This window comes from Sulfuricaulis limicola (assembly GCF_002355735.1).
Taxonomy (GTDB): domain Bacteria; phylum Pseudomonadota; class Gammaproteobacteria; order Acidiferrobacterales; family Sulfurifustaceae; genus Sulfuricaulis; species Sulfuricaulis limicola.
In genome coordinates this window covers 2,595,224-2,615,306 of sequence record NZ_AP014879.1, presented here as the reverse complement: position 1 = coordinate 2,615,306, position 20,083 = coordinate 2,595,224, and the positions used below count along the sequence as shown (strand labels likewise).

At 61.9% G+C, this 20,083-nt stretch carries 19 protein-coding genes; 11 read left to right on the top strand and 8 right to left on the bottom strand.

The features are described from left to right. The first annotated feature begins 210 nt into the window (after nucleotides 1-210). The 8 genes from pepP to SCL_RS12600 all read left to right on the top strand — a co-directional run bounded on the left by pepP (nucleotide 211) and on the right by SCL_RS12600 (nucleotide 7,204). A complete protein-coding gene (gene pepP, locus SCL_RS12635; RefSeq protein ID WP_096361540.1) occupies nucleotides 211-1,512 on the top strand; it encodes a Xaa-Pro aminopeptidase in 1,302 nt (433 codons plus the stop codon). A 97-nt stretch (nucleotides 1,513-1,609) separates the two neighbouring features. Further along, nucleotides 1,610-2,830, top strand: coding sequence for a 2-octaprenyl-6-methoxyphenyl hydroxylase (gene ubiH / locus SCL_RS12630; RefSeq protein WP_096361539.1), 1,221 nt, complete (start codon nucleotides 1,610-1,612; stop codon nucleotides 2,828-2,830). Nucleotides 2,831-3,110: 280 nt separating this feature from the next. After that, on the top strand, nucleotides 3,111-4,328 hold the full coding sequence (locus tag SCL_RS12625) for a UbiH/UbiF/VisC/COQ6 family ubiquinone biosynthesis hydroxylase (protein ID WP_096361538.1): 1,218 nt from the start codon (nucleotides 3,111-3,113) through the stop codon (nucleotides 4,326-4,328). A 414-nt stretch (nucleotides 4,329-4,742) separates the two neighbouring features. Beyond that, nucleotides 4,743-5,417: a hypothetical protein gene (locus SCL_RS12620; RefSeq protein ID WP_148665095.1), complete on the top strand. Its 675-nt coding sequence runs from the start codon at nucleotides 4,743-4,745 to the stop codon at nucleotides 5,415-5,417. Nucleotides 5,418-5,501: 84 nt separating this feature from the next. Next, complete coding sequence (locus SCL_RS12615; RefSeq protein ID WP_172426047.1) at nucleotides 5,502-5,969, top strand: PH domain-containing protein; 468 nt, start codon at nucleotides 5,502-5,504, stop codon at nucleotides 5,967-5,969. Nucleotides 5,970-6,000: 31 nt separating this feature from the next. Then, on the top strand, nucleotides 6,001-6,225 hold the full coding sequence (locus tag SCL_RS12610; protein ID WP_096361535.1) for a DUF433 domain-containing protein: 225 nt from the start codon (nucleotides 6,001-6,003) through the stop codon (nucleotides 6,223-6,225). 73 nt (nucleotides 6,226-6,298) lie between these two features. After that, entirely contained in the window at nucleotides 6,299-6,553 is a 255-nt protein-coding gene (locus SCL_RS12605) for a DUF5615 family PIN-like protein (RefSeq protein ID WP_231969818.1), read from the top strand. A 30-nt stretch (nucleotides 6,554-6,583) separates the two neighbouring features. Then, the gene (locus SCL_RS12600) at nucleotides 6,584-7,204 is read left to right on the top strand and encodes an SAM-dependent methyltransferase (protein WP_096361533.1); all 621 of its coding nucleotides are present in this window, start codon (nucleotides 6,584-6,586) and stop codon (nucleotides 7,202-7,204) included. Here the strand turns inward: SCL_RS12600 and SCL_RS12595 are convergent. Continuing rightward, a complete protein-coding gene (locus SCL_RS12595) occupies nucleotides 7,192-8,145 on the bottom strand; it encodes a phosphate/phosphite/phosphonate ABC transporter substrate-binding protein (protein WP_172426046.1) in 954 nt (317 codons plus the stop codon). The genes SCL_RS12600 and SCL_RS12595 overlap by 13 nt on opposite strands. Nucleotides 8,146-8,209: 64 nt before the next feature. Then, nucleotides 8,210-9,148 carry a phosphate/phosphite/phosphonate ABC transporter substrate-binding protein gene (locus tag SCL_RS12590; RefSeq protein WP_096361531.1) on the bottom strand — a complete coding sequence of 313 codons (939 nt, stop codon included), beginning with the start codon at nucleotides 9,146-9,148 and terminating at the stop codon, nucleotides 8,210-8,212. Between the two features lie 288 nt (nucleotides 9,149-9,436). Between SCL_RS12590 and chrA the strand changes: the two genes are divergently transcribed. Then, nucleotides 9,437-10,651 carry a chromate efflux transporter gene (gene chrA, locus SCL_RS12585; RefSeq protein WP_096361530.1) on the top strand — a complete coding sequence of 405 codons (1,215 nt, stop codon included), beginning with the start codon at nucleotides 9,437-9,439 and terminating at the stop codon, nucleotides 10,649-10,651. A 67-nt stretch (nucleotides 10,652-10,718) separates the two neighbouring features. After that, complete coding sequence (locus SCL_RS12580; protein ID WP_096361529.1) at nucleotides 10,719-11,750, top strand: sulfotransferase family protein; 1,032 nt, start codon at nucleotides 10,719-10,721, stop codon at nucleotides 11,748-11,750. Between the two features lie 158 nt (nucleotides 11,751-11,908). Here the strand turns inward: SCL_RS12580 and ntrC are convergent, their stop codons facing one another. The 6 genes from ntrC to SCL_RS12550 all read right to left on the bottom strand — a co-directional run bounded on the left by ntrC (nucleotide 11,909) and on the right by SCL_RS12550 (nucleotide 18,676). Next, nucleotides 11,909-13,303: a nitrogen regulation protein NR(I) gene (ntrC, locus tag SCL_RS12575; protein WP_096361528.1), complete on the bottom strand. Its 1,395-nt coding sequence runs from the start codon at nucleotides 13,301-13,303 to the stop codon at nucleotides 11,909-11,911. Next, a complete protein-coding gene (gene glnL / locus SCL_RS12570; protein WP_096361527.1) occupies nucleotides 13,296-14,357 on the bottom strand; it encodes a nitrogen regulation protein NR(II) in 1,062 nt (353 codons plus the stop codon). The genes ntrC and glnL overlap by 8 nt, the downstream gene beginning before the upstream one ends. A gap of 205 nt (nucleotides 14,358-14,562) precedes the next feature. Further along, nucleotides 14,563-15,975 (bottom strand): glutamate--ammonia ligase, encoded by a 1,413-nt coding sequence (glnA, locus tag SCL_RS12565; RefSeq protein WP_096361526.1) that lies wholly within the window; start codon nucleotides 15,973-15,975, stop codon nucleotides 14,563-14,565. 202 nt (nucleotides 15,976-16,177) lie between these two features. Next, nucleotides 16,178-17,347 carry a cation diffusion facilitator family transporter gene (locus SCL_RS12560; protein WP_096361525.1) on the bottom strand — a complete coding sequence of 390 codons (1,170 nt, stop codon included), beginning with the start codon at nucleotides 17,345-17,347 and terminating at the stop codon, nucleotides 16,178-16,180. Next, nucleotides 17,344-17,571, bottom strand: coding sequence for a sulfurtransferase TusA family protein (locus tag SCL_RS12555; RefSeq protein ID WP_096361524.1), 228 nt, complete (start codon nucleotides 17,569-17,571; stop codon nucleotides 17,344-17,346). Before SCL_RS12555 ends, SCL_RS12560 begins: the two co-directional genes overlap by 4 nt. 16 nt (nucleotides 17,572-17,587) lie before the next feature. Continuing rightward, nucleotides 17,588-18,676, bottom strand: coding sequence for a DUF814 domain-containing protein (locus SCL_RS12550; protein WP_096361523.1), 1,089 nt, complete (start codon nucleotides 18,674-18,676; stop codon nucleotides 17,588-17,590). A 407-nt stretch (nucleotides 18,677-19,083) separates the two neighbouring features. On the opposite strand from SCL_RS12550, the gene mtgA reads away from it, so the two are divergent. Then, nucleotides 19,084-20,058 carry a monofunctional biosynthetic peptidoglycan transglycosylase gene (gene mtgA / locus SCL_RS12545; RefSeq protein WP_096361522.1) on the top strand — a complete coding sequence of 325 codons (975 nt, stop codon included), beginning with the start codon at nucleotides 19,084-19,086 and terminating at the stop codon, nucleotides 20,056-20,058. The last annotated feature ends 25 nt before the right edge of the window (nucleotides 20,059-20,083 follow it).

Below are 20,083 nucleotides of genomic sequence, written 5' to 3'. Positions count from 1 at the left end.
TAGTTGTGTCTCCTGAGGCATGGGTAAGAGGCGGTTAGCTTATATCTGTTCCGGCCGTGTTTGGACATGGGTCCCGCCTGTCTGATCCCCGGCGGATGACCGGCCGTCGGATATGCCGCCGGGGACATCGGTCCGGCCGGGGATTATAACAACCCGCCGCCTTGTCACCAGCGTCCGACGCAGCGCCCCTGATTTTGGCATAATGCCGCCATGGACATGAAAATTTTCCAGAAGCGGCGCGAGACGCTGATGAGCCACATGGGCGGCGGCGTGGCCATCCTGCCGACGGCGCCGGTGCGCGTGCGCAACCGCGATGTGCATTACCCGTACCGTGCCGACAGCGATTTCTATTACCTCACCCATTTTCCCGAGCCTGAGGCGGTGATGGTGCTGGTGCCGGGGCGCGAACACGGTGAGTACATCCTGTTCTGCCGTGAGCGCAATCCGGAAAAGGAAATCTGGGAAGGGCGGCGCGCCGGCCTCGAGGGTGCGCGCGAAATCTACGGCGCCGACGACGCCTTTCCCATCGACGATATAGATGAAATTCTGCCCGGCCTGCTGGAGAACCGTGACAAGGTGTTCTACAGCATGGGGCGCGATCCGGATTTCGACGCGCATCTGATGAACTGGGTGAATGAAGTGCGCGCCAAGAGCCGCAACGGCGTGCACGCGCCCGGCGAGTTCGTCACGCTCGATCACATCCTGCACGAGATGCGCCTGTTCAAGGGGCCGGAGGAGATCCGGCTGATGAAGCGTGCCGCGAAAATCTCGGCTAACGCGCACCGGCGCGCAATGCAGACGTGCAAGCCGGGAATGATGGAATACGAGATCGAGGCCGAGCTGCTATACGAGTTCAAGAAGGGCGGCAGCCCGTTCCCGGCCTACCCGCCGATCGTCGGCGGCGGCGCCAACGGCTGCATCCTGCATTACACCGAAAACAACGCCGAACTGAAGCCCGGCGACCTGCTGCTGATCGACGCCGGCGCCGAGATCGACGGCTACGCCGCCGACGTCACGCGCACCTTCCCCGTCAGCGGCCGCTACAGCGGCGAGCAGCGCGCAATCTACGAACTGGTGCTGGCCGCGCAATCGGCGGCGATCGAGCAGGTCAAACCCGGCAAGCACTGGAACGACCCGCACGAGAACGCGGTGCGCGTGCTGACCCAGGGGCTCAGGGACCTGGGCCTGCTCAACGGCGCGGTGGACGGGCATATCGAGAACGGCGACTACAAGCGCTTCTATATGCACCGCACCGGCCACTGGCTCGGCATGGACGTGCACGACGTCGGCGACTACAAGCTGGACGACACCTGGCGCCTGCTCGAGCCCGGTATGGTGCTCACCGTCGAGCCCGGCCTGTACATCGCCGCGGCTCAGGACATCCCGGAGGGTTTCCGCAACATCGGCGTGCGCATCGAGGACGACGTGCTGGTCACGCGCGACGGCAACGAGGTGCTGTCGCGCGACGCGCCCAAGACGATCGCCGAGATCGAAGCGCTGATGAAGCATTAATATTATTTTTGCCACAGAGAACACAGAGTACACAGAGAATTGGAAATAGTTTTTTTTATCTCTGTGCCCTCTGTGAACTCTGTGGCCAAGTAATCATATGAAAACCGATTTCGATATTTTGATCATCGGCGGCGGGCTGGTTGGCGCCAGCCTGGCTTGTGCCTTGCGCGCCAGCACCCTGCGCATCGGCGTGATCGAGGCGGTGCCGCTCGCGGCCTCCGCCCAGCCGAGCTATGACGACCGCACGCTGGCGCTGGCCTGGGGTTCGAAAAAGATATTCGAAGGCATGGGTGTCTGGAACGAGGTGGCGCCGGAGGCCACGCCCATCGAACGTATCCACATTTCCGACCGCGGCCATTTCGGCGTGACCCGCCTGTCCGCCGCCGAGGCCGGGCTGCCGGCATTGGGCTATGTCGTAGCCAATCGCGCGCTCGGGGTCGTGCTGCTGAAGACCATGCAGGCGTCGAAAAACATCGAGTGGCTGTGCCCGGCGGAAATGCAGGAAATCAGGCTCGATCCGGCCGCGGCGTCGGTAACGGTGCGCCACGACAACACCAGCAAGACGCTCACGGCGCGCCTGGTCATCGCCGCCGACGGCGCGCATTCCGCGGTGCGCGCGGCCCTCGGCATCGAGGCGGAGCGCACCGAATATTGCCAGAGCGCGGTCGTGACCACGGTCACGGCGAGTGAACCCCACGGCAACACCGCCTATGAGCGCTTCACCGACACCGGCCCTCTGGCCCTGCTGCCCCTACGCAAAAATGAATGCGCGGTGGTATGGAGCGCGAAAGAGGCCGAGGTGCCGACCATTCTCGGCTGGAGCGATGCGGAATTTTTGAACCGCTTGCAGGATCGTTTCGGCGACCGGCTCGGAACCTTCACGCGCCCCGGCAAGCGCGCCGCCTACCCGCTCGCGCTCACGCGGGTGAAAGAACAGGTGCGCGAACGCCTGGCGCTCATCGGCAACGCCGCGCACACGGTGCATCCGGTGGCCGGGCAGGGCTTCAATCTCGGCCTGCGCGACGTGGCATCCATCGCGGAAATCCTCGCGGACGCCGTGCGCGCCGGCGAGGACATCGGCAGCCTCGCGGTGCTGCGCCGTTATGCCAGCTGGCGCCAGCGCGACAACCAGGTCACGGCCGGTTTCACCAACGGCCTGATCCGGGTTTTTTCCAACAACGCCTTCCCGCTCACGTTCCTGCGCAACGCCGGGCTGCTGGCGGTGGACCTGATGCCCGGCGTGAAGCGCGGTTTCGTGCGCGTCACCAGCGGATTGTCCGGACGGCTCCCGCGCCTCGCGCGCGGCCTGCCGCTTTGAATTTCACAGGATTTACAGGGCGAAGCGGAGCAGTCGCCGATGTACTTAACGTACATCGGCGCCGCTGAGCGCCCGCACAGGGAGGTGCGGGCCGGGGTTTATCGAAGTCTGTGTCGCGACGTCAGGGAGGGCGTGCCCGCCGTCCTTGGCGTAACCATGGAGGCTTCGATACACTCGGCCCCGCCATCCGTGGCGGGGCGCTCGCCGGGACGAAGACACGTTAAGTGTCTTCGTCTGTTTCCGGCTCGCCCTGCTTAATCCTGTCTATTCGAATTCTTAAATGAAATCTTCTTATGACATCGTAATCGTTGGCGGCGGCATGGTCGGCGCGGCGCTCGCCTGCGCGCTGGGAAATTCGGCGTTCAAGGTCGTGCTGCTGGATCGCTCGCCCGCCATGCGTCCGCCGGAAAAAGGCTACGACCAGCGCGTCAGCGCGCTCACGCTGGCCTCGCGCGCCCTGTTCGAAAATCTCGGCGCGTGGGAGGGCATGGCCCGGCGGCGCGTTTCGCCGGTGCGGGAGATGCGGGTGTCGGGCGGCGCGGGCAGCGGCGCGATTCATTTCAACGCCGCCGAGATCGGCGAGCCGGCGCTGACATATATCGTCGAGAACAGCGTGATCCAGACGGCGCTGATCGAGCGCCTGCACCAGTTCACCAATGTCCATCATCTGTGCCCGGTCGAGATCGTCGATATCACCCTGGCGGACAACGGTGCGGTGGTGACGCTGAAAGATGGCCGCAGCCTGCAGGCGAAACTGCTGGTCGGCGCCGACGGGGCCGATTCCGGGGTGCGACGCGCGGCCGGCATCGAAACCCAGGCGCTTAATCTGCACCAGAAGGGCATCGTGGCCACGACCACGACCGAAAAGCCGCATGAGGCAACGGCGCGTCAGGTGTTCCTGACCACCGGCCCGCTCGCCTTCCTGCCGCTCGATGAGCCACATACCTGTTCCATCGTGTGGTCGGCTGACACCGCCCATGCCGATCAATTGCTGGCGCTCGATGACGCGGCCTTTATCGCCGAATTGCAGCAGGTTTTCGGCGATTCCCTGGGGAAAATCCAGACGCTCGGACCGCGCGCGGGATTCCCGCTCGCCTTATCGCACGCCAGAGCCTACACCGCGCCGCACCTGGCCCTGGTCGGCGATGCCGCGCATACGGTGCATCCGCTCGCCGGACAGGGCGTGAACCTGGGATTTCTCGACGCCGCCACGCTGGCCGAGGTGCTGCTGGACGCGGCCGCGAAACAAAAAGACATCGGCGCCCATGCCGTGCTGCGGCGCTACGAGCGCTGGCGCAAGGGCGACAACTTGGCCATGGTTTCCATAACCGGTGGATTTAAATATTTATTTGGCAATGAGCTGCCGGTGGTGAGTCAGTTGCGGAATTGGGGGCTGGATCTCACCAATGCGGCGACGCCGATCAAGAATTTGATCATGCGAAGGGCTTCGGGATTGGAAGGGGATTTGCCGAAGCTCGCGAGGCGAGCTTTGCATTAAGTTTGGGTGCGCGTTCCGCGCACGAGCTCTCGTCATTCCCGCGAAAGCGGGAATCCAGGTCTTGAATGGTTCGCGCGCTTTGCGCGCGACTCAAAAGCTACTTGTGGGTGGCTGACCCACGGCAGGTTACTTTTCTTTGCTTGTGCAAAGAAAAGTAACCAAAAGAAACACACCCCGGAGCGCGCGAAAGCTTCCTTCGTTCCTCGCCCCACCGGGCGCTCGACCAACTCGCCGGGCGCTGGGAAACGCGCCTCGGGCTCGAACACGGTCTCGCTTAACTACTCCCGGTGGGGCTGCGGTACTCGGCGCGCGCTACGGGGAGGTTAGCAAAACCATTCGGGGCTTAACTTGACTCAGGGGGGCGGATAGCACAAACATGCTATTTCTAAAATCAAGAATTATGATGCGCCACTCATGAAGGTGCCATCAAATAGATATGTAAAGGCGCTTATTGTTGCAACAGCGCTATTTACCGGATGCGCAACTTCAGATGCGCAACGCACGTTAACACCCGTATATTTGACTCATCAGGAATTTTTGGATGGCGTTGTAATGCCGGCTATTAAGCTTATGGCCCTGTTTGAGGGGTATTACGTCGAAAACGGGATTGCACCTGAGAATCGTGAACAACTGGAGGCCTATGCGGGTAAGGCCGACAAGCAAATAGAATGGAAATACTTTCCCTTGGTCGAATTTTTTCAAACAGCGAATGAAAATGTAATTCGGACCGACATTGTTTCGCGATCATCGGCTGTGGAGTCGGGTGAAATCCGCACGTCCTGGAAGTTTCATCTGAGCAGAACATCCTCATCTGAAAAAAACATACACGTGGCAATTTCGCCACTATCGTATGTGTGCGTGCGAGGCAAAACCGACCCTGCCGATACTATGGGAAAATTCTTCCTGGAGCTTGTTATTGGTTATTTGGCAAAAAGTCCTGTCCCCAGGAGCACTGAATCCTGCCTACGGCCGTATGCTGATCAAGCTGATACGACAAATCAAAGAACTGATCTTATGAAGAAAAAGCTGGATGAAAAAATGAAAGTACTGCAAATGAAAAGCAAAGAGGCTCCGCAGGGGGCTAATTAATCAATATTTTTCATGAAAGACTACAAATACCTCGCTTCCCGTGACCACCAACAACCCCAGGGGAAAACCCCGGAGAATGAAACCATGAACTATATTGCGCGTCCGGCGTGGCTGAACCAGTGGTGGCAGATCGGCGTCATGATCCTGATGCCGGTTGTGTTCATTCTGGCCCTCCTCAAGGGCAATCAGTATTTCTCGCCCGAGAACCTGCGGGTGGTGCAGGTGGTGATCGTGGGGGTGTTCGTTTATCTCATCGCCGTGGTGATTTACCGGCGTTATTCCTGGGCCTACAAGATCGACAACGAGACCATCGAGAGCCGCGAGGGGTTGATCGCGCGCAAGGTGAAATCCATCCGTATCCAGGACCTGCGCAATATCAACGTGAACCAGTCGCTGGTGGGGCGGATCGTGGGCGTGGGGGACGTGGAGTTCTCCAGCGCTGGCGGCAGCGGCATCGAGGTGACATTCCGCGGCGTGGACAAGCCGCTGGAGGTCAAGGCGCTGGCGCAGCGGCTGCAGGGTCACCAGCCTGTGAAGCCCGCGGATGCTTGATTTCCGGGTGGAACAGGCATAGGTTTTCACTATGGATTACCGCGATATCATCACGATTGAACCCGGCAAGCGCGGCGGCAAGCCCTGCATCCGTCATATGCGCATCAGTGTTTATGACGTGCTGGGCTGGCTGGCCTCCGGCATGACGCAGGAACAAATCCTGCGCGATTACCCTGAATTGACTTCCGAAGACATCCAGGCCTGTTTGATGTTCGCGGCTGACCGCGAACATCAGCTTACCTACAAACAGGCTTGAAGCTTCTTTTCGACCAGAACTTTCCTTCCGTCTGGTGGCGGCCCTGGAGGATCTCTATCCGGGGTCGTCGCACGTGCGTCTGCTGGGCATGGAAACCGCCGACGACGAAACAATCTGGCAATACGCCAGGAAAAACGGTTTCGTGATAGTCAGTCAGGACTCGGATTTCAACGAGCGCGGACTGATTCACGGCTACCCGCCGAAAGTGATCTGGATAAGATGTGGCAACACAGTCACAGATTACATTCAAGACATCCTGCGACGACATCATTCCGATTTGCTGGAATTCCATGCAAATCGTGACTCCGCCTGTATCGAGCTTTATTAGTCGTTTGATCGTGTACGGTTGGTAAATGCCATGACCCACGATTTCTGGAACGCCCGTTACGCCGAGCCCGGCTTCGCCTATGGCACCGAGCCCAATTCCTTTCTCGTTTCCCAGAAACAGTATTTGAAACCCGGCATGAAGGCGCTCGCCGTGGCCGACGGCGAGGGGCGCAACGGGGTGTGGCTGGCGCAGCAGGGACTGGAGGTGCTGTCGGTGGACGGCTCGGAGGTGGGGCTGCGCAAGGCGCGGGAGCTGGCCAAAAGTCGTGGGGTGGCGATTCGCACGGAGCTGGCCGATCTCACGACCTGGAAATGGCCCGAGCATGAATTCGACCTCGTCGTGGCCATCTTCATTCATTTCACGCCCGAATTCCGCGCACGCCTGCACCGGCAAATGTTCCGGACGCTCAAGCCCGGTGGCATCCTGATCATGGAGGCGTTCACGCCGAAGCAGCTGGAATACAAAACCGGTGGCCCACCGGTGAAGGAAATGCTCTATACCGCCGACATGTTGCGGCAGGAGTTCAGGGAAGGCGAGATTTTACGGCTGGAAGAAATACTGACCGGCCTGAATGAAGGACCGTACCACCGCGGCACGGCCGCGGTGGTACGGTTGGTTGTGAAATGTCCCGGCGCGCCTCAGCGCGCGTAGCCCCAGCTGTTCTTCAGGTAGGCATCGAACCCGGCGTATTCATCCTTGCTGGCATAGGCCAGGCCCTTGTTGTCGGTGCCGTAGGCCGATACCAGCCGGGCGACGACGGGCGATCCATCCTTGGACAGCAGCGCCGCGGCGATCAGCGCCTGGTCCTGGCTGGTGATGCGCGGACCGGCCGAGAACGCCTGGTTCGGCAGCGACTTGGTGGTGTACACCGCGCGCACGACGTTCGCGTAGTTGGAGAATTTCATCAGGTTCGCCACCGGCACGATGGCGGCGGCGCACTTCTTCTCGAACGCCACGCCCTCGTAGGCCTTGGTCCAGCCGACGCTGTTCATGATCAGCGGCTGGCGCGCCGGGTTGTCGAACTGTTCGAGCACCGCGAGCGTGCCCAGGTTGGGCGGGTCCATGCTGCAGATTCTCTGCCCGGCGAGTTGCCTGAGCTCGGTAACGCGCGCGTTGTCTTTCCGCACCACCACGACGAAGGCGTGTTCGCCGGCGACCTTCACCAGCGAGTTGTGCCGCAGATGCGAGATGCGCCAGCTGTTGAAGTGCGGGCCATCGAACACCAGGTCGTAGCTGCCGCGCTGCATCTCCGTCTGGTAGGTGAGCCAGTCCTTCGAATAGCGGTACACGATCGGCTTGTTGATGATGCGCGAGAGGTACTCGGCGATCGGCTGGTAGGTGCGCAGGGCCTCTTCTTCGGTTTCACGCGGCGGCGCGCTGAACACCAGCACGTTGTCGGCGCCGGCCGGCAGGCCGCGCGCCACGCCTTCGAGCGACGGCTTGTTGAGATTGACTGTTGCTTCCGGCGGCGCGAACGAGGTCTTGCGCGCGCCGGGCACCGGGTCCGCGGCGTTGGCGCCGGTGGCGGACACCAGCGCACTTAAGGAAACCGCGACGGCGGCGTTTATGATGGTTTGCCTGAATCCTGACACGAGACCTCCTTGATCAAACGAAATGATGTATCCAGATCGGGTTTACCGGCGGCGCGGACGCGTCTCAGTAGTAGCCCCATTCGTTGCGAAGATAGACCGCCAGGCCCTGGTACTCCTGGTTGTTGGCGAGGGCGAAGCCGTCGCCGACCTTGTAGGCGGTGCGCAATTTTTCCGTCGGCACGGCGGCATCCGGCGACGCCAGCGCCTGCGCGAGTTTCATCTGGTCTTCCAGCGACACGCGCGGGCCGGCGGAGAACGCCTGGTTCGGCATGGCCGCGGTCTTGAAGATCACCTTGGCAATGTTGGCCTTGTCGACCTTCTTCAGATTCGCCATGGGCAGCACGCCGCCGGCGCATTTGCCGGAGGCCACGCCGTTATAGATGTTCTCCCAGCCGTTGGTGCTGATGATGACGGGCTGGCGCGACGGGTTGTCGAACTGGCTGAGCAGCACCAGCGTTCCGAGATTTGGCGGCGCGTGGGTGCAGAAGCTGCGGCCCGCCATCTGCGACAAATTCTGGAATGGTTTGTCCTTGCGCACGATGACCGCGAATTCGTGGCGCTCGGGAATCTTGACCAGGATGTTGTGGCTCAGCTTCTCCAGACGGTAGCTGTTGAAGTGCGGGCCGTCGAAAATAATGTCGTAGCTGCCCTTGAGCATTTCGGTGCGGTACACGCCCCAGGTGCCGGGATGCTTGTAGCGCACCTTCTTGCCGATGGCCTGGCTCAGGTAGTCCGCCACGGGCTGATAAATCTCGATGCCGGCCTCAGGCGTTTCGCGCGGCGGCGCGGTGAATACCAGCGCCTCCTGCTCCTCGACGATGCGTTCCGGGAGGGAGTTTTTCGCGGGCGCGGGAGCCGTGGGGGTGAATACGACTTTCTTGATGGCGGCGGCGATGGCCTGCATCGGCGCCGGTTTATCACCGGATGAATCAGCGGCCAATACAGGCGAGAAAACGACCGAAATCGCAACCAGTGAAACTATCACGGTGGACTTGATACTCATGACAACTCTCCTTGTTGCACCCACTTCCCCGAATGTTTGAACGCTTCTCGTCTGCTCCAAAAGCCGGGACAGCCGCGCTCTTATAGGAGACAGAGCCTAGCGTGGGTTTTCACCAATTCCAGTGACTATTTTTTGCCGTGAGCCGTGGGCCGACAGGCGGCCGGAATGCTTGCGCGAGCGGTCGTGCAGCCGCCAAGACCACGGCTTAACTTAACCTTGTCGCTCGGGAAATGCCGCCGCCATAATGCGCGCACCATAAGTTTGATTTTGTTCGCGATAGGGAAGTTAATGCCAGTCACGCCTCCGCATTCTGATTCCTCCGCCCCGGAACTTTCCCTGTCCTCGCTGTTCTGGATTTTTTTTCGCATCGCCTGCACCAGTTTCGGCGGCTTCATGGCCATGATCTCGGTGGTCGAGAACGTGGTGGTGGAGCGCAAGAAACTGCTCACGCATCAGGCCATGCTCGACGGTATTTCGCTCGCCTCCATGCTGCCCGGCCCGGTCGCGGTCAATGTCTGCACCTACGTGGGTTACCGCCTGCGCGGCCGCCTGGGCGCGCTGGTGGCAGCCGTGGCCGCGATCCTGCCGGCCTTCGTACTGGTGGTGGCCCTGTCGGCCGCCTATTTCCGCTGGGGCCAGATCCCGGCGGTGAGCAAGCTGTTCATGGGTTTCATTCCGGCGGTGACGGCCGTGATCGTGGCGGCTGCCTGGAACATGAGCCGCAAGTCCCTCGTGGGTTTGCGCGAGGAGGCCATCGCTATTGCCGCTTTCGCCGCGCTGCTTGGCATCGGCGGGTTCTACAGCACGCTCGGAATCATTCTCGGTGCCGGCGTGATCGGCTGGCTGCTGTTCCGGACCGACCATGGCTCGCCCTCGCAGCCGCCGCCGGATAAAAAACCGGCCATCCCGGGAACCCAGCTCAACGCCAATGCCCTGCTGTTAAGCACCGCGCCGCTGGTGCAGATACCGTGGTGGAGCATCGACCCCGCCATTCTGATGAAGCTGGGCGCCGTGTTCGCCGGTATGAGTGTCATGCTCTTCGGCGGCGGTTACGTGTTCATTCCGATGATCCAGGAAATCGTCGTGACCAACCAGAAATGGGTCACCTCGCAGGAATTCGTTGACGGCATCGCGCTCGGGCAGATCACGCCCGGCCCGATTCTGGTGAGCGCGGCCTTCATCGGGCTCAAGGTCGCGGGACTGGCCGGCGCGACGGTCGCCACCACCGCCATTTTTGCGCCACCGGCGGTGCTCATGGTTCTGGCCTCCAATGCCTTCGAGCGGCTGCAACGCGCCAGCGCGATTCAGGCGGCGCTGCGCGGCGTGCGTCCGGCGGTGATCGGCATGATCTTCGCGGCCGCCGTGGTGGTGGGGCGGACCGCGGCGCCGGTGTGGTATTCGATCGCGATTTTCGCGGTCGCGTTGTATGCGCTGATACGTTTTCGCGTGGACGCGGTGTGGATTATTCCTGTCGCTGGCGCGGCGGGCTGGTGGCTGTATTAAGCAGATCAAGTAGGGAGGCGCGCCACGTTGGCGCGCATGATTCAACAGTGATTCAGGAGTGATTGCCATGAACATCTTCATGATCGGAACCCAGCGCTCGGGCTCGAACCTGCTGCGCCTGATGCTGAACGAACTGCCCCGCATTGCCGCGCCGCATCCGCCGCATATCCTGCAACGCCTGATGCCGCTGGTGCCGAACTATGGTGACCTGGAGCAACGCGGGAATTTCGCGCAACTGGTGGATGACGTGTGCCGCCTGGTCGAGCTCAACCCGGTGCCGTGGGAAGGCGTGACGCTCAATCGTCTCGACATCCAGCTGCGCTGCCGCCGCCACACGCTCATGGCCGTGTACGAGGCGGTATATGACGCGATGGCCAGGGCCTGGGAGGCGCGCAGCTGGTGCTGCAAGAGCATGGCCAACATCCAGTATCTGCCGCAGATCGAAGAGCACTTTCGCAGCCCGCGCTACATCTATCTGTATCGCGACGGGCGCGACGTGGCCTGCTCGTTCCGCAAGGCCGTGGTGGGCGAGAAACACTTCTATCACATCGCGAAGGAATGGGCCGCGGCCCAGCAGCTGGCGCTCGGTATGCGCGAGCGCATCGGCCCAGGCCGATTCATCAGCATCAGCTACGAGTCGCTGACCAGCGAACCGGAGCACACCATGCGTCTGCTGTGCAAGTTCCTGGGCGTGCGTTTCAACAAGAAGATGCTGGAGTTCTACAAATCCGACGAGGCCAAGCGCGCGGCCGAGTCGAGCGACCTGTGGGGCAACGTGGCCAGGCCGATCATGGCTGACAACACCCGCAAGTTCCTGCGCGATGCGAACCAGGAAGACATTCGCATCTTCGAGTCCGTCGCAGGCGATGTGCTGAACGCCCTCGGTTACGAGTGCATGTACGTTCCGGAGGGCAGCAAGCCGGCTTTCACCGAGGAGGAGATCCGCCGGTTCGACGCGGAAAACCGGCGGCTCAAGGACGAGGTGTTGCAGCGTACCAGCGCCGATGACCTCAAGCGTCGCGATCGCCAAGCGGGTTTGATCCAGGAGATCCGTGAACGCGGCCAGATGGCGCCGCCGTCGATGCGCGCCATCGCCTGATTATGATTTTGAACCGCCAAGACGCCAAGGGTGAGGCGGGGTTTTCACGAAGGTTCAGTGAACCTTCGTGCCGCCGAACGGGTGCAACGAGTTTTGTTGCACCCTGGGCCGCAATCAACAAAACTTGGCGCTCTTGGCGTCTTGGCGGTTAATCTCTTTTAAGTTAAATCGAGGTCCTTGAGCTTGCGCGTGAGGGTATTGCGCCCCCAGCCCAGCTTCTTGGCCGCGTCCTGCTTGCGTCCGCCGGCGTGCTTGAGCGCGGCTTCGATCAGGATGCGCTCGAAGCTGTCGTTGATGCCCTTGAAGATCTCGTCCTCGCCGCGCGCCAGGCGCTGTTCCACGGTGTTCTTGAGCTGGTCTTCCCAGTCCGCGCCATGCGCGCTTCCGGTGTCGGCCGCCAGCAGTTCCGGCGGCAGGTCCTCGACGCGTACGGTCTGGCCCGGGGCCATGACGGTCAGCCAGCGGCAGGTGTTCTCCAGTTGTCGCACGTTGCCCGGCCAGGGCAGACGGCTCAGAAATTCCTCCGCCGCCGGCGCCAGCTGTTTCGCCTCCACGCCGAGTTCGGTCGCGGACTTCTTCAGGAAGTAACCCGCCAGCGTCGGGATGTCCTCGCGCCGCTCGCGCAACGGTGGCAGATGGATGCGGATCACGTTCAACCGGTGGAACAGGTCCTCGCGGAATTTGCCGTCCTTGACGCGGCTTTCCAGGTCCTGGTTGGTGGCGGCGATGATGCGCACGTTGGTCTCCACCTGCTCGTGCCCGCCCACGCGGTAGAACTTGCCGTCCTGCAACACGCGCAGCAGGCGTGTTTGCAGGCCCGGCGGCATGTCACCGATCTCGTCCAGGAACAGCGTGCCTTCATTGGCTTGCTCGAAACGGCCCTTGCGCTGGTGGGTGGCGCCGGTGAAGGCGCCTTTCTCGTGGCCAAACAGCTCGGATTCGAGCAGCTCGCTCGGAATCGCGGCGATGTTGAGCGCGACAAAAACCTTGTCGGCGCGCGGGCTGTGATTGTGCAGGGCGCGCGCCACCAGTTCCTTGCCGGTGCCGGATTCGCCGTTGATGAGCACACTCAGATGAGAGCCCGACAGCCGCCCGATGGCGCGGAACACCTCCTGCATCGACGCCGCCGAGCCGATGATTTCCGGTGTTTCCTCGCTGACCGGCGCCTCCACCTTTTGCCGCCGCCGGTGCTCGATGGCGCGACGCGTGAGGCGCACGGCCTCGTCCACGTCGAACGGCTTGGGCAGGTACTCGAACGCGCCGCCGCGGTAGGAGGCGACCGCGCTTTCGAGGTCGGTGTGGGCAGTGATGATGATGACCGGAATCTCCGGCGCCTTGGCGTGGATGGTCTTGAGCAATTCGAGCCCGCTGATACCGGGCATGCGGATGTCGGAGATCACCACATCCGGCCGCTGGCGTTCGAGCAGGTCGGCGATGTCATTCGCCGAGTCGAAGGTCTTCACCGCCATGTCCGCCTGGGTCAGGGCCTTTTCCAGCACCCAGCGGATCGAGCGGTCATCGTCGATGACCCAAACAATATCCTGTCTAGCCATGTCCGTTCTCCAGCGGCAGATAAATACTGAACACGGTATGTCCCGGCCGGCTGCGGCATTCGATCAGCCCGCCATGCTTGGCGATGATGTCCTGGGCGATGGAAAGCCCGAGGCCGGTACCGCCGGGCTTGGCCGTGACCATGGGGTAAAAAATGTGTTCCTGGATTTCCTCGGGGATGCCCGGGCCGCTGTCCTCGATGTCGGCGCGCAGCACCAAACGGTGACGCTTCTGGCCGATGGTGAAGCTGCGCTCGATGCCGGTGCGCAGGCGGATCGTTCCCTGGTGCTGGATGGCCTCGGCCGAGTTGCGCACGATATTGAGCACTGCCTGGGTCAGCTGCTCGGGCTCGCCGTCAAATTCGGGCAGGCTCGGATCGTAGTCGCGCTCGAGAGTGAGCCCGACCGGTACCTCCACCAGCATCAGCTTGCGCACGTGTTCCAGGATTTCATGGATATTGACCGGCTGCTTCTTCAGCGGCTTGTGCGGCCCCATCATGCGGTCCACCAGGTTACGCAGGCGATCGGCCTCGTGGATGATGATGCGGGTGTATTCCCGGAGTGATTTGTCCGGCAGCTCGCGTTCCAGCAGCTGTGCCGCGCCGCGCAGTCCGCCGAGCGGGTTTTTGATCTCGTGCGCCAGCCCGCGCATCACCGCGCGGTTGGCCGCCTGGCGTTCCAGCATGCTTTCGTCGCGCGCCAGGCGCAGCAGCCGGTCCACCTGCGTGAGTTCCACCAGCAGCGCCCCGTCCGCACCGGCGTCGGTCAGCGGCGTCACCGTGCAATCCACGGTAATGATTCGATGGCCCGGCAGTTTCAGTGGCACGCCGCGGGCGGTGATGGGGTGACGGCTTTCCAGGGTCTGGTTCAGCGTCCTGGTGGCCAGGCGGGCATGCGGCAGCAGTTCCGCCAGCCTCTGTCCCACGGCTTTCTTGGCGCTGATCTCGAACAGCATCTCGCCGGCCGGGTTGATGCTGGTCAGACGCAGATCGGCGTCGAAGGTCAGCACCGCCGTCGTCAGGTTGTCGAGAATCCGCGGGGACGATCCTGTATGCATGGGCCACCTGTGAGGCGCTGGCTGGGCTGAGGCAACATGTTTCACGACTCTAAATCCTTATAAATAAACGACTTGCAAATATCCCTGATTGCAGGATCTATCATGCACCAAAATGGTGCATGATGATATATCCATCTCCGGCCCCCAAAAACAATCGCCCCCAGTGCGGGGGCGATTGCGGGTTTACCTCACAGACCGGCGCCCCTTAGACGCTGTAATACATGTCGAACTCAATAGGATGCGTGGTCATGCGGAAGCGCGTGACGTCCTGCATCTTGAGATCGATATAGGCATCGATCACATCGTCGGTGAACACGCCGCCGGCCTTGAGGAAGGCGCGATCCTTGTCGAGCGCCTCGAGCGCCTGGTCGAGCGCATGGCACACAGTCGGGATCTTCTTGGCCTCTTCCGCCGGCAGGTCGTACAGGTCCTTGTCCATGGCCTCGCCCGGATGGGTCTTGTTCATGATGCCGTCCAGACCCGCCATCATCATGGCGGCAAAGGCGAGATAGGGATTGCTGCCGGCGTCCGGGAAGCGTACCTCGATGCGCCGGCCTTTCGGGTTCGGCACGTACGGAATGCGAATCGAGGCCGAACGGTTGCGCGCCGAGTAGGCCAGCATCACCGGGGCTTCGAAGCCCGGCACCAGGCGCTTGTAGCTGTTGGTGAGCGGGTTGGTGATGGCGTTGAGCGCGCGTGCGTGCTTGATGATGCCGCCGATGTAATACAGCGCGGTTTGCGACAGCCCGCCGTACTCGTTGCCGGAGAACAGGTTCTTGCCGTCTTTGGCGAGCGACTGATGCACGTGCATGCCGGAACCGTTGTCGCCGACGATGGGCTTGGGCATGAAGGTCGCAGTCTTGCCGTAGCTGTGCGCCACGTTATGCACGCAGTATTTGTAGATCTGGAGCTCGTCGGCCTTTTTCACCAGGGTATTGAACAGCATGCCGATTTCGTTCTGGCCGGCGGTCGCCACTTCGTGGTGATGGGTCTCGATGGAAAGTCCCATTTCTTCCATGGCGAGACACATGGCCGAGCGGATGTCCTGCTGCGAATCGACCGGCGGGACCGGGAAGTAACCGCCCTTGACCGTCGGGCGATGGCCGAGGTTGCCGCCTTCATACACCTTTTCGGTGTTCCAGGAGGCTTCCTCGGAATCGATTTTCACGAAGCAGCCGCTGATGTCGGCGCCCCAGCGGATGTCGTCGAAAATGAAGAATTCGGCCTCGGGACCGAAGAAGGCGGTGTCGGCCACGCCGGTGCTCTTGAGGTAGGCTTCGGCACGCTTGGCGAGCGAACGCGGGCAGCGCTCGTAGCCCTGCATGGTGGAGGGCTCGACCACGTCGCAGCGCAGGATGAGGGTCGGTTCCTCCATGAACGGGTCCATGACCGCGGTGTCGGCGGCCGGCATCAGGATCATGTCGGATTCCTGGATGCCCTTCCAGCCGGAGATCGAGGAGCCGTCGAACATCTTGCCGTGCTCGAAGGTGTCGGTCTCGATCGTGTGCGCCGGAACCGAAACGTGTTGTTCCTTGCCTTTGGTGTCGGTGAAGCGAAAGTCAACGAACTTGACCTTCTGGTCTTTGATCAGTTTGAGAACATCTGCGCCGGACGACATGGGTTTCCTCCTGGGAAAGGTAAGTGTGCTGCGAGCACAGCTAAAAATTGAGCTCGTATTTTTGCACGATTTGTGCCATTAAAATCTATAATTAAAATCAATTAGTTAATTAACAGTCTCCATTAAAAATGCCATTTTATGCACTAAAACGGTGCATAATTTTAACTAGATGCACCAATATAGTGCGATTATTACGCTTTAGTCAGTGGTATCGCACACTTACGGTGCGAATCTGCTTGTCGTGCTGAGTAGCCTCGGCGAAACGCGAGGCCAGTGCCTGGGCCGCGGCAGCATCGGCCGCGACTGACAGCGGCAACAGCAGTTCGATATCGATGCGCCCATCCAGGTAATGCAGCGTGACATGTTCGATGCAGCGCGCCTCGGGGATGGCACGAAAGTAATCGTCCAGGCGCTTCTGCACCTCGTCGCGCAGCGGCAGGCCTTCACAGCTCGGACCTTCCACGTCCTCTTCGGTGTCGATGTGCACCATGACATCCGTCACTGGGTCGATTTCCTTGACGAGCTTGGCGCGCACCGCCTCGCTGATCTGATGCCCCTCGGACACGCTCACCCGATCATCCACGATGATGTGCACGTCCGCCAGTGCCTGCCCGCCCACGCGCCGCGTGCGCAACAGGTGCAGCGCCTTGACCCCGCTGACCGAGAGTATGGTCTGGCGGATGGAATCGAGATCATCCGTGCCCAGCCCGGTGTCCACCAGCTCGCGCAACGATTGCCAGCTGAGCTGTGCGCCGACCTTGATGATCATCACGGCAATCACGATGGCGGCGATGGCATCGAAGTAGGCAAAGCCGATCAGGCTGCCGCCAATACCGGCCGCCACGATGAGCGAGGACAGGGCATCTGAACGATGGTGCCAGGCGCTGGCGCGCAGCATGTTCGAGCCGAAGCGGTTGGCGATGGCGATGGTGTAGCGGTACATGGCCTCCTTGGCCGCGAGGGTGCCCAGGGCGGTCCACAGGGTCAGCGCGCTGGGTGTCACAATCGCGCTGACAGTCATAAGTTTCATGCCGGCGCGCACACCGATGCCGATGGCGACGCCGATCAGGACGATGCCGAGGATCATGGTGACCGCGGTTTCGATGCGCTCATGCCCGTAAGGGTGCTCCTGGTCGGCGCCCTTGCGCCCATGTTTGAGGGCGAAAATGACGAGCAGGTCGGCGAGCGTGTCGGACAGGGTATGCATGCCATCGGCCACCAGCGCCTGCGAATGCCCGAGGAAGCCGATGATGACCTGGGCCGTGGTCAGCAGGAAATTGGCGGTAATGTTGACCAGCGCCACGCGCAGGCTGGCGCGGTAACGCTCGGGGCTGGAGGCGTCGAAATGGCTGTGTTCGCCAGTGGCGCTCATGAGATCACGCGTACGGTAATGACGATATCGTTACCGTCACGGCGCGTTTCCAATATTTCATGACCGTGCACCCGGCACCAGGCGGGGATATCGTGCAGCGCCCCCGGATCGGTGGCCTGCACTTCCAGGGTGTCGCCCGGCTGCAATTCCGCGATCCGGTTCTGGGTGCGGATCACCGGCATGGGGCAGAGCAGGTAGCGTGCGTCCAGCACGAAATGGCTCATGTTCGTGAAGATATCGCTACAGGTACCACTCGGGCGGGATGTCGTTGGCCGCGATCGGCACGACCTGGAGTTCGCGGCTGTTGCCCGCGGCATCGGTCACGGTCAGGGTCACCGTCTCGGCTTCGCGGCCCTTGCCGAAGCGCGCCGTCAGGCGCGCCGCGAGTTCGAGATCATCCTCGCTGACGGCTCCGTCAATCAGCACCAGCGGGCCCTGGTGGCTGGTGGCGTGGAGATGCGTGAAGCGCTTGCGGTAGCCGTTGAGAAAATTGTTCTCGCCATCGTCGCGCCCGACAATCAGCTTGAAATTCGGACGTGGGCGCAGGTGCCGGCCGACCTTGAGCAGCATGATGTCGTCGATCTCGTATTGCTTGGTGCCGCGCGTGGTCCACAGGTCGGTGAGCTTGTGCGAATACTGCTCGTTGGTGAGAAAGCAGCAGCCGCCGGCCGGCTGGGCATAATCCGTGAAGCCATATTGGGCGGCGAGCCGAATCTGCGGCTTGCGGCTGCGGCCGTTGAAGTCCAGCAGCTTGCTCCGGTCCACCCAGCCCTCGCGCTCGGGCAGGGTCTCGGGCAGGAGTTTGGCGCACAGCGGCCGCAGCAGCCGGTCGAAGGCGCCGGACTCGCGCGCCACCACCGGCATGGTGTCACGGCGCTGCGACATCGGACGCTGACCGAGCACCTCGCCGGTGATGATGAAATCGAAGCCGTTTTTTTCCATCCACTCGCGCGCCTTGCGCACCATGAAGCCCTTGCAGTCGAGGCAGGGGTTGAGGTTGGCGCCGTAGCCGTGCTTCGGATTGATCACGACGTCCTTGTACTCCTCGATGACCTCGATGATGTGCAGTTTGATGCCGAGCTGTTCCGCGGTCCACAGCGCGTTGTTGCGTTTCGGTTTAGCGTGCTCGTGGTTGCGGATCGCGTGCGTGTGCCCCTCGACGCAGAAGCCGGTGTAGAAGTTGATGCCCTCGACGTGGATGCCCTGTTCCAGCATGACCTTGGCGGCGAGCATGGAATCCAGCCCGCCCGAGATCAGCGCCACGGCCTTGCGCGCCGCGCCGGGTGCGGCGGCACGGGGGCTGGCAATGGGCGAGGCAGGAAATGACATGGGGGTACCGTTAAAAATTCCGGGGGAGCACATACTAGCCCAAACCATGGATTCCGGCACGCCTTGGGACACGGGAGCCGCCGCGGTTAAAGCGCTGGCGGGCGGGCATCGCCGGGGCAAAAAAACGGGCCCTTGCGGGCCCATTTTATGATACCGGCTTGCGTGGGCCGGATCTCTCCTCCGTGGTGATCCAGGCGCGACCTGAAACACGCGCGGCACAGTAACCAAATCCTGCGCCCCTGTCTATTGTTGATTCATTGCCTGATCCGTCCGGAGCGGACGGGCGGCGCATTCCCTGTCGGAGTCGGGGCGGCCGTGATGCTAATATTACGGCGAGACGAACGGAGCGAAGTGGAGTAGGGCTACGTTAACAGGCGGCATTGCGGTCACGGATAAATCACCCCGGCATGTTCTGGAAACGGCGTCGCGGCAAGCGCGGCTTCAAGGCTTTGGTGCGGCGCTCCGCGCGCGTGATGCGCTGGACGTTCCGCATTCTTCTGTTGTTGCTGATTCTCGATCTGGTTTACCTCGGGCTCACCTGGCCGGACTGGAACAAGATCGCCAACGGGCCGGTACCGAAGTCGGCCTTCATGCACGAGTATGAAAAACAGCGGGCCGACAACAGGAACTGGCCAAGACTGCGCTGGCAGCCGGTGGCGTTCTCGAATTTCCCCAAGCATCTGCAGCGCGCGGTGATCCTGGCCGAGGACAGCCGCTTCTATGAGCACAGCGGTTTCGATCTCATCGCTTTCAAGGAGGCGATGGATTACAACCTCCGGGAAGGCCGTTTCGTTTTCGGCGGCAGCACCATCTCGCAGCAGACAGTGAAAAACCTGTTTCTGACACCGTCGCGCAATCCGTTGCGCAAGTGGCATGAACTGATCCTGACCTGGGGCATGGAGCGCAGTCTCAGCAAGCGCCGCATTCTTGAAATCTACCTGAACGTGGTGGAGTTCGGGCGCGGGATTTACGGCGTGCAGGCGGCGTCGGAGGCCTACTGGGGAATCGGCCCGGCGCAATTGTCGCCGGCGCAGGCGGCGGAACTGGTGGCCACGCTGCCGAGCCCGGTGAAGAACAATCCCGCCACACACACACGCCAGTTCGAACGGCGCTCGAAAAAACTTCTGGCGCTGCTCGAGCGTTATCCGGGCGATGCCGCCGAGACGGTGCGCGAACGTCCCTTCGACCTGTTCCTGCCGCCGCCGGACGATGGAACCGAAACACCGCGGGACGGCGAACATGAACTGTGGCCGGCCGGGCCGCCCCCGGCGGAAAGCGGCGAGGTGCCGCCGCCGGATGCCGGTGATGAACCGCCGCCGGCGGACGGCGACCGCGCGTACCCGCCGGTGGAAGAGCGCTCGATCCGGCCGCATTCCCTCTGAAGCGCGCGGTGTACCGGGCAGCGGG